This window comes from Microbispora sp. ATCC PTA-5024, assembly GCF_000511135.2.
Taxonomy (GTDB): Bacteria; Actinomycetota; Actinomycetes; order Streptosporangiales; family Streptosporangiaceae; genus Microbispora; species Microbispora corallina.
Genome location: NZ_KI866523.1, coordinates 501104 through 509784 on the forward strand (window position 1 = coordinate 501104; position 8681 = coordinate 509784).

The following is an 8681-nucleotide window of genomic DNA, read 5'->3' on the forward strand; positions in this document are numbered from 1 at the left end:
ATGGACCTCCACGACGGCGGGCACACGCCGGCGGACGACCCCCTGGCGGACGTGGCACTCGACGCGTCCGGCGTCCACCTGGCCGACGACGACCCGCCCGGTCCCGGCGTGTACGACCCGGACGGCGGGACGGCCGGGCCGTACGGGCCGGAGGGCGGCCTGGCCGGAGACCCGGCGCACGAGGCGGCGTTCTGGCACGAGCAGGCGGCCTCGGACACCTGTGCCATCGCCGCCCAGGAGTTCGTGCTCGACGACCTGACGGGCGTGCCCCACACGGAGGCCGAGCTCACCGCGGTGGCCGAGGAGAACGGCTGGTACGAGCCGGGGCACGGCACCGCGATGGACGACGTGGGGAAGGTGCTGGAGCACTACGGCGTCCCGGTCGAGCGGTTCGGCCACGCCACGATCGCGGACCTCGAAGGGGCGCTGGCCGGCGGCCGGGACGTCGTCGCCGGGGTGGACTCGGGCGAGATCTGGGAGGCGCAGGGGCTCGCCCAGGACCTCGACGGCTACCCCGGCATCCCGGGTCAGGGGGCCGACCACGTGGTCCAGGTGACCGGCGTGGACCGCACCGACCCCGCGCACCCGATGGTGCTGATGAACGACTCGGGCAGCCCCTCGGGCGCGGGCGCCGCCGTGCCGCTGGACGTGTTCCTCGACGCCTGGGGCGACTCGGGCAACTTCATGATCGCGGCTGGAGGGACACGTGGGTGAGCCCGGCCGCACCGCCGCGCTGATGCGCGAGGTCCGCGCGACGCCGCTGTTCCGGCAGCTCGTCCCCATGGAGTCGGGCGTGGGCTGGCCGATCCCGGTGCGGCACCGCCCCGGCTGGGACGGCACGACGAAGGTGTTCCTGCGCCTGCCCCTGTTCGGCATGCGGACCGTGCCGGGCGGGGGCACCCACCTGTACGCCCCGTTCGCCACCCTGACCGTGGAGTGGCGGACCGGACGGCCGATGGAGTACTGCGACCTGCGGTACACCCGTCCCTGGCCGGTCAGGCGCGACCCGGTCGGAACGTTCCCGCACGAGGCCGTGCGCGGCCCGGTCGAGGCGTACCGGGCCGACCGGGAGCGGCTGCTCCTCCTGTACGACGAGCTGGCCGGGTGCCTGGCCGACGACCGGCCGTTCGACGCGGAGGCCGAGTTCTCCGCGCTGCTGAGACGCCTGATGGAGCCCCCGCTGGAGCCGTACTACCGGCTCCTCGGCGACCGGTTCTGCACCCGCTTCCTGGGAGGGTCGTAGTGCTGCGCGATCGTGCGGACGCCGCCTTCGAGGCGGCGCGGGCGGCCCTCGCCGGGTCGCCGTCCCTCGCGCCGGTGGGCCGCGCGCTGGAGGACTACCGGGACCGGTTCCGCTCGGCCCTGCGGGTCGCGCTGGTCGGCCGGGTCAGCTCCGGCAAGTCGACCCTGGCCAACGCGCTGCTCGGCGGACGGCGGGCGCCCACTGGCGTCGAGGAGCTGACGTTCAACGTCAACTGGCTCAGGCACGGCCCCGCGCCCGGTCTCGTCGTCCACTTCAGGGACGGGCGGCCGCCGGAGCGGCGCGACATGGCCGACCTGGAGAAGCTGACGGTCCGGGCGCGCGGCGACGAGTCGCTCGCGGCCTACCTGCGGACCATCGACTACCTGGAGGTCGTCGACCCCAACCCGTACCTGCGGTCGTTCGACCTGGTCGACACGCCGGGCCTCGACACGGCCTTCGGCGACGAGTCGGGCAACACGGCGCGCTTCCTCGGACGCACGCCCGACGACGTGCGGGCCGCCTCGCTCGACCACGCGAGCAAGGCAGACGCGATCGTGCTCGTCTTCGCGCGGGGGCTCGCCGCCGCCGAGGAGGACCTGCTGGCCGACTTCACCGGCGCCGGGGCCGGGATGGCCTCCCCCATCACCTCGATCGGCGCGCTCACGAAGATCGAGCTGTTCTGGCCGCTGCACCCCGACCCGATGGCGGAGGGCGCCCGGGTGGCCGAGCGCCTGATGGAGGCGGCCGGCGCCCGCCGCTACCTGTACGACCTGCGGCCGCTGGCCAGCCTCGTCGGGGCCGCGGCGGCGGTGTTCACCGAGGAGGACCTGGCCGGCCTGACCGCCCTCGCGTCCGTGCCGCCGGAGACGCTGGCGGGCCGGGTCAGGCGCGGGCCGCTGTTCACGACCAGGGACTACCCGGAGCTGGGGGTGCCCGCGGAGCGGCGCCGCGCCCTGTTCTCGCTCTTCGGCGGGTACGGCATCGTGCTGGCCTGCGGGCTGATCAGGGGCGGCCTGACCGGCGCCGCCGAGCTCCGCGACGAACTGCTGCGGCGCAGCGGCATGGCGGACTTCCGGTCCCTCCTGGTCGGCCACTTCGGCAACCGCGCCGAGCTGATCAAGCTGAACCGGGCGATCGAGGACGTCAAGCGGCTCCCGCGGCTGGCCGGCGACCTCGGCCCGCGCGACCGGATGACGCTCGACCGGGCGGTGGCGGAGGTGACGCAGCTGGAGTTCAAGGAGCACGCGTTCGCCGAGTTCTCCGTGCTGCGCAACCACTACGACGGCCTGCTGTCGTTCGCCGGGCCCGAGGTCGCGGAGCTGCTCCGGGTGACCGGGGAGTTCGGCCTGAGCCCCGCCGACCGCCTCGGCCTCCCCGGCACCGCGGGCCGCGACGAGCTGGACACCCGGGCCAGGGAGCGCCTGCGGCACTGGGCCGCCGTCGACCTCGACCCGTCGTACGGCGGCGCCACCCGCCGCGCCGGGCAGGTCGTCCGGCGCAGCTACGAACTGATGATCAACGAGCTCGAAGGCCGCCCATGACCGATCCCGTCCTCGCCGTCGACTTCGGCACCTCCACCTCCTCCGCCGTGCTCGTCGCGGCTGGCCAGACCGTCCCGTTGAAGGAGCCCGTCAGCGGGTCGTGGTCCTGGCCGTCGTCGGTCGTCCTCGACGGCGAGACCCTCCGCATCGGCACGCTGGCCGAGCGCAAGAAGCGCATCCGCCCGGCCCACTACCGGTCGGAGATCAAACGGCTGCTCGGGCACGACGCCCCCGTCGTCCTGGGTGACCGCTCGTTCGCGCCCCGCGACCTCGTGGCCGCCGTGCTGTCGGCGCTGCGGGCCGAGGCGGAGGCCGCGCACGGCGGCCCGGTGCTGCGCGCCGTGATCACCGTCCCGGCCGCGTACGGCCACCAGGACATCCGCAGAGCTCTCATGGTCGACGCCGCGCACTCCGTCGGCCTGGCCACGGTCGAGCTGCTGGCCGAGCCCGTCGCGGCCGCCCTGTCCGCCCCCGCGGGCGAGGGGTTCGCCGACGACCTCGTGCTGGTCTACGACTTCGGCGGCGGCACGTTCGACACCGCGCTGGTGCGCCTGCGCGACGGGGGCTACGAGGTGCTGGGCCACGCCGCGCTCAACGACTGCGGCGGGCGCGACGTGGACGCCGCCGTCTTCGCCGAGCTGCGCGGCGACGGCGCGGTCGTCGACGGCCCCGACCCGGTGGCCGCGCAGCGCGGGCGGCTGGAGCTGGCCGACCTGGCCAGGAACATGAAGCATCAGCTGAGCAGCGTCCCGGAGGCGGAGGAGGTCTTCACGCCGCTCGGCCTGGAACTCGCCCTCGGCCTGCCGCGCTTCACCCGGCTGGCGGCGCCCCTGGTGCGCCGGACGATCGACTGCTGCCGGGGCCTGCTGCACGTGTGCGACGTCGGGCCCGGCGAGGTGTCTGCGGTGCTGCTGACCGGCGGCAGCAGCCGGATGCCGATCGTGCGGGAGGAGCTCGCCGCCGCGTTCGGCCGTCCACTCCGCGCCTCCCGCGACCCCGAACTGGCCGTGGTGACCGGCGCCGCCCGCTTCGCCGCCGACGCGCCCCGGCGCGTACTGCCGCCCCTGCCGCCCGCCGGGCCGGGCCTGCGCTGGGACATCCCCGGCGGCGGGGGCATGCTGCTGCGCTGGCTCGTCAGCGATGGCGACCGGCTGGGCGCGGGGACGCCGGTCGCCGAGATCAGGTCGGTGGACGGGTCGGTGTGGCGGTTGGCGGCCGCCAAGGTGGGGACGGTCGAGACCCGGCACGGCCGGTACGGGGACACGGTGACGGCCCAGGCCGACCTCGTCACCCTCGCCGCGCGGCGCCCGGCTCCCGCCCAGGTCGCGGTGGGACGGCTCCGCGGCACGCCGCGCCAGGCCAGCAGACTCGACGGTGTCACCAGCGTTCAGGCGAGCCCGGACGGCCGGGCCCTGGCGGTCGCGCTGAAGACCGGAGCGATCCTCGTCCTCGACACCTGGGACCCGTCGCGGCCGTCGCTGCGGCTGCAGGGCGAGCGCGACCCGAGCCACGCCTACGTCCACCGGTTCGATCCCGACGCGGGAGCGATCGGCTGCCACTTCCCCGGTCGAGGCGTCGTCCAGGAGTGGGACCTGGAGAGCGGCGCCCCGCGGCTCACCCGCGACGTCGGCGCCGGGAGCGCCGTCACCTGGAGCCAGGACCACCGGCTGATGGCCGTGGTCTCCGAAGAGGGGCGCATGCGGGTGGTCGACGTCGAACGCGACAAGGAGATATGCAGCCATCTGTGGACGTTCGGCCAGTACGAATCGCCACGGCCGGCGTTCAGCCCGGACGGCGCGATCCTGGCGGGGAGCACCAAGAGGGACGGGCTGCTGCTCTGGAACCTCGACTACGGCCGCCTCCTCACGCCGGCGGGCCTGGGAGGAGACCGGCTCTGCGCGTTCAGCCCGGACGGGCGGCATCTCGCGGCCTGGACCTACGGCACCCCCGTCGACGTGTGGAGGCTTCCCGGCCTCGACCGCGCCGGGCGCTTCGACGACGAGGTGAGCCCGTCCTTCAGCGGCAGCGGAGACCTCCTCGCCACGGCGACCCGGCGGGAGGTCGTCGTGCGCGGTTCCGAGGACTGGGGCGTGCGGTCGCGGCTGCCGCACTACTGCGACGACAACGTGGGCGACCTCCGGTTCAGAGAGGACGAGCGCCTGCTGAGCGGCGTGTCGTGGGGAGGGGAGATCCTCACCTGGGACCTGGAGACCGGCGAGCAGGTGAGCCGCTTCTCCCACGGCGGCGACCTGACGGCCCGCGTCACCCACCGGCGCGACTGGCAGGTGGTGGCCACCTCTCCGTACGGGGGTGACGTGGACGTGTGGGACGTGCGGCGCGGCTCCCGGGTCGCGCGCATCGGCTGCGCCCCGGGGACGCCCGACTACCTCCCCTTCCACTACTTCAGCGAGGACGGGCGGCTGCTCGCCGTCCTGGCCGCCCACACGTTCCGGATCTGGGATCTCGTCCTGTGACCCCGGATCCCACGCCGGCCCGGGCACGACTTCCAGGTCGAGGTGCACGCCCCGGCGTTCCTGGAGATGAACGGATCACCGGCGATCGCGATCGGCGGGTCGGACGACCGCGTGGAGATCTGGGACCACGACGCCGAGGTGCGGGCGCCGGCCGTCACGCAGGACGAGACCGCGGTGATCTGGGAGGTCACCGGGTGAACCAGAACAAGGAGGCGGCCATGGCCGCAGAACCGATACCCGCTCCCGACGGCATCCGCGCCGCCGGCGCCGTCGTCTGGCGGGGGGACCGGACGGCGCCGGAGATCGCCCTCGTGCACCGGCCGAAGTACAACGACTGGACCCTGCCGAAGGGGAGGATCGTCCACGGCGAGCATCCCATCGCCGCGGCCGTGCGCGAGGTCTACGAGGAGACCGGCCTGCGCGTCGTCCTCGGACGATGGCTGTGCTCGGTGCACTACGAGAAGAAGGGCTGGGCGAAGCGGGTCGACTACTGGGCGGCGCAGGCCGCGGGCCCGGCCGACTTCGTGGAGAACGAGGAGGTCGACCGCATGTCCTGGCTGCCGCTGGAGGACGCGCGCGACGCGCTCACCTTCGAGCGGGACCTCGCCGTGCTGACCGAGTTCGCCGCCAGGCCCGTGGCCACCACCCCGATCGTCCTCGTCCGGCACGGCCGCCTGTCCGGCTCGGGCGACGACTGGCAGGGCAAGAAGAAGACGCGCCCCCTCGACCCCGTCGGCGAGGCGCAGGCCGCGACGCTCGCCACCGTCCTCGCCGCCTACCGGGCGGGCGCCCTGATCAGCGCGCCGAGCGAACGGTGCCTCCAGACGCTGGAGCCGTACCGGTCGGCGAACCGCCTCACGATCCGGCAGGACAAGCTGTTCACGGACAAGCACTACGAGCCCGCCGGAGCGCTCCGCATCCTTCTCGGTGCGATCGCCGTACGGGATCGCATGGCGATCTGCGGCCACCGTGAGAGCCTCGAAGGCGTGGTCGGCGAGGTGTGCGCGGGCCGGTACGACGGGGAGGCGGCGCTGCACCTGTTCAAGGGATCGCTCGTGGTCCTCCACCACGCGGACGAGCGGATCGTCAGTCTGGAACGTTACATTCTCTGATGACGTCGAGGCTCACGGCCGCGTCACGTCGGCCACGACGCCGCCGAAGGCCGTGACGACCTCGCGGGCGAAGGCCGTCCGGGAGGCCCCCACCCCCCGGAGGGCGTGACCGTGGTCGAGCGCGACCACGGTCACCGCCCCCGCCAGCAGCAGCCACCACAGCGCCGCGACCGCCGTCCGCGACGGGCGCGAGCACCCTTCGAAGGACCGCCGCAGCCGGTCGCGGTGGAACGGCACGTGGCGGAGCTCGTCGGCGAGGATCCGGCCGGCCACCTCCGCCGCGAGCGGGTCGCGCACGCCGTCGCGCACGGCCCGGTAGTAGGCGAGCGCGACCACCTCCGCGAGCATCAGGACCATGAGCTCGGTGCGCAGGCCGAGCATCCGGCGCAGCCGGACGAAGGCGGCGTCCGTCCAGTGGCCCGGGATCGTCTCCGCGCCACCCGCCTCCAGCAGGCGGCCCAGCAGCCGGGCGTGCTCCCGTTCCTCCGCGACGAACAGCCGGATCGTCTCCGCGTACACGCGATCCCCCGCCTGGTCGGCCTTGGCCGTGAGGCTGCCGCCGTCGCCGTCCTCCCCCACCTGGAACCGCTGGAGGCTGCGCACGAGGGCGGGCTCCAGCCGTGCGCCCCGGCCCCAGTCGGGGTCGCCCCACGTGTCCCGCAGCAGCGCCGCGCCCTCGAAGTCGCGCAGCCAGGCCGTGAAGTCGCCGGTGTCGACCGTCATGGCAGGCGAATCTACGGATCCGGTGTGCAGATTCCGGGGGTGGGTTTGTGGAGGTTCGGCGGGGCCTTCGTACGACGGCCCTGTGCGGTCAGGCCACGGAGTGGGTGATCACGCCTCTGTAGACGCCCGTGGTGACGCCGGCGAAGGGGACGGACACGTTCAGCGTCGGGATCCAGCTGCAGTTGTTGACTCCGTTCTGCGTGGTGCGGGAGAACGCGGTCCGGGGGACGCTCAGGCTCACCTGCTGGGCCGCCGTGGGCTGGCCGGGGATGAAGTTTCCGCCGCCCTGGGTCGCCGTCGCGGGGCCCGACCAGTAGGTCATGTTCGACCGGCTGATCGTGACGACGGGGGCCGTGGTCCGGCTGTAGTCGGTCGAAGAGACGGTGACGGTCCACGGGCCCGCGCCGGGCTCGCGGGTGTCCGTCACCGTGACGGTCCCCATCTGCACCGCCAGGTGCCCTCCGGGCGTGGTGCTGCCCATGCTGACCGCGGCGGGCGCGCTGATGGTCAACGCCCCCGCCCGCGCCGGCCGGAACGTGGCGGCCTCGGGCGCCGCCTCCGCGTGCGGCGCGGCGGCCGCGGGAACGGCGGCCAGGGCGGCGGAAACGGCGGCGACGACCGCGGCCGGCGGCGCGGCGTGAAAGATGATCGGATTCGTTCCTCTACGCATACGAGCCCTTCGGTCGATCCGGCCCGGGCTCCCGGCGACGCCTGCGGAACAGGAGGAAGGCGCAGGCGGCGACGGCGAGCGTCAGCGCGGACAGGGCCGACGGCAGGAGCGGGCCGCGGATGCCCGACAGGACGACCGGATGGCCGAGACCCGAGTCCGGGAACATGATCGTGGCGGACACGGTCCGCTTCACCAGGCCGCTCTGCAGCACCAGGTCGGCCTTCCAGGGGCCGTTCGGGAGCCGCCGGTCCATCACGACCGTCACCTGGCCGGCCTCGCCCGGCTTCAGGTCGACGCCCAGCGTGGCCGCGTACGGACCGGCCCGCAGGCCGCCCGGCCCGTCCGACAGGGACAGCTGCCCCGACAGGTCGAGCGCGCGGCCGCCGGTGTTCCGCACCTGGGCGAGCAGCCGTGGCCGCCCTTCGGGGTCGCGCTCGGGCGTGACCTTCTCGATGCGCATGTCGGACGGCGGCTCGCCGCCCGGCCCGATGTCGAGGTAGACGCGGATGCCCACTCGGCTGATGAGGCCGACGTTGTGCACCTTGTCGGGCGCGGCGGCGGTCTCCGCCCAGATCACGCCGTACCGCTCGCCGCGCCAGGCGTCCTTGGGGACGGCGATGGTGAACCAGGCCGTGCGCTTCCGGCCCGGCGGGAGGTCCATCTCGCCCGGCTCGACCGTCGTCCAGGTCGTCAGGTCGTTCGGCGTCCGTTCGGGGGCGAAGACGAATGAATGGTCGCGGATGTCGGCGGCCGCGGGGTACAGCGAGACGTGCATGCGGCGGGACGTGGTGTTGGTCACCTCGACGCGCCGCTTGATGGTCGTGCCCGGGTTGAGGTGGTCGACCACGCCCGTGAGCGCCCGGGGATCCTTCCGGCGCACCACGGGGGCGTCGACGATCCGGATGCCGAGCCCGATCC

The 8681-nt window shown here is 74.2% G+C and carries 9 protein-coding genes; 6 read left to right on the top strand and 3 right to left on the bottom strand.

Annotated elements, in window-relative coordinates; genetic code table 11:
- The 6 genes from MPTA5024_RS14770 (at position 1) to MPTA5024_RS14790 (ending at position 6370) form a co-directional block, all read left to right on the top strand.
- Positions 1–714, top strand: a complete 714-nt coding sequence (locus MPTA5024_RS14770) for a hypothetical protein (protein WP_051458189.1) — start codon at positions 1–3, stop codon at positions 712–714.
- On the top strand, positions 707–1243 hold the full coding sequence (locus MPTA5024_RS42170; protein ID WP_051458190.1) for a hypothetical protein: 537 nt from the start codon (positions 707–709) through the stop codon (positions 1241–1243). Before MPTA5024_RS14770 ends, MPTA5024_RS42170 begins: the two co-directional genes overlap by 8 nt.
- Positions 1243–2784 carry a dynamin family protein gene (locus tag MPTA5024_RS14780; RefSeq protein WP_036324632.1) on the top strand — a complete coding sequence of 514 codons (1542 nt, stop codon included), beginning with the start codon at positions 1243–1245 and terminating at the stop codon, positions 2782–2784. Before MPTA5024_RS42170 ends, MPTA5024_RS14780 begins: the two co-directional genes overlap by 1 nt.
- Positions 2781–5258: an Hsp70 family protein gene (locus MPTA5024_RS14785; RefSeq protein ID WP_051458191.1), complete on the top strand. Its 2478-nt coding sequence runs from the start codon at positions 2781–2783 to the stop codon at positions 5256–5258. Before MPTA5024_RS14780 ends, MPTA5024_RS14785 begins: the two co-directional genes overlap by 4 nt.
- 66 nt (positions 5259–5324) lie before the next feature.
- On the top strand, positions 5325–5456 hold the full coding sequence (locus MPTA5024_RS44260; RefSeq protein ID WP_269750579.1) for a hypothetical protein: 132 nt from the start codon (positions 5325–5327) through the stop codon (positions 5454–5456).
- 20 nt (positions 5457–5476) lie between these two features.
- On the top strand, positions 5477–6370 hold the full coding sequence (locus tag MPTA5024_RS14790) for an NUDIX hydrolase (protein ID WP_036326206.1): 894 nt from the start codon (positions 5477–5479) through the stop codon (positions 6368–6370).
- Positions 6371–6382: 12 nt separating this feature from the next.
- Here the strand turns inward: MPTA5024_RS14790 and MPTA5024_RS14795 are convergent, their stop codons facing one another.
- From MPTA5024_RS14795 to MPTA5024_RS14805, 3 genes are all read right to left on the bottom strand, one after another.
- A complete protein-coding gene (locus tag MPTA5024_RS14795; protein WP_036324633.1) occupies positions 6383–7093 on the bottom strand; it encodes a ferritin-like domain-containing protein in 711 nt (236 codons plus the stop codon).
- 88 nt (positions 7094–7181) lie between these two features.
- Complete coding sequence (locus MPTA5024_RS14800) at positions 7182–7763, bottom strand: hypothetical protein (protein ID WP_063794694.1); 582 nt, start codon at positions 7761–7763, stop codon at positions 7182–7184.
- Positions 7756–8681 (bottom strand): peptidase (locus MPTA5024_RS14805; protein ID WP_332310614.1); only part of this gene is annotated, 926 nt, incomplete at its 5' end. The genes MPTA5024_RS14805 and MPTA5024_RS14800, both read right to left, overlap by 8 nt.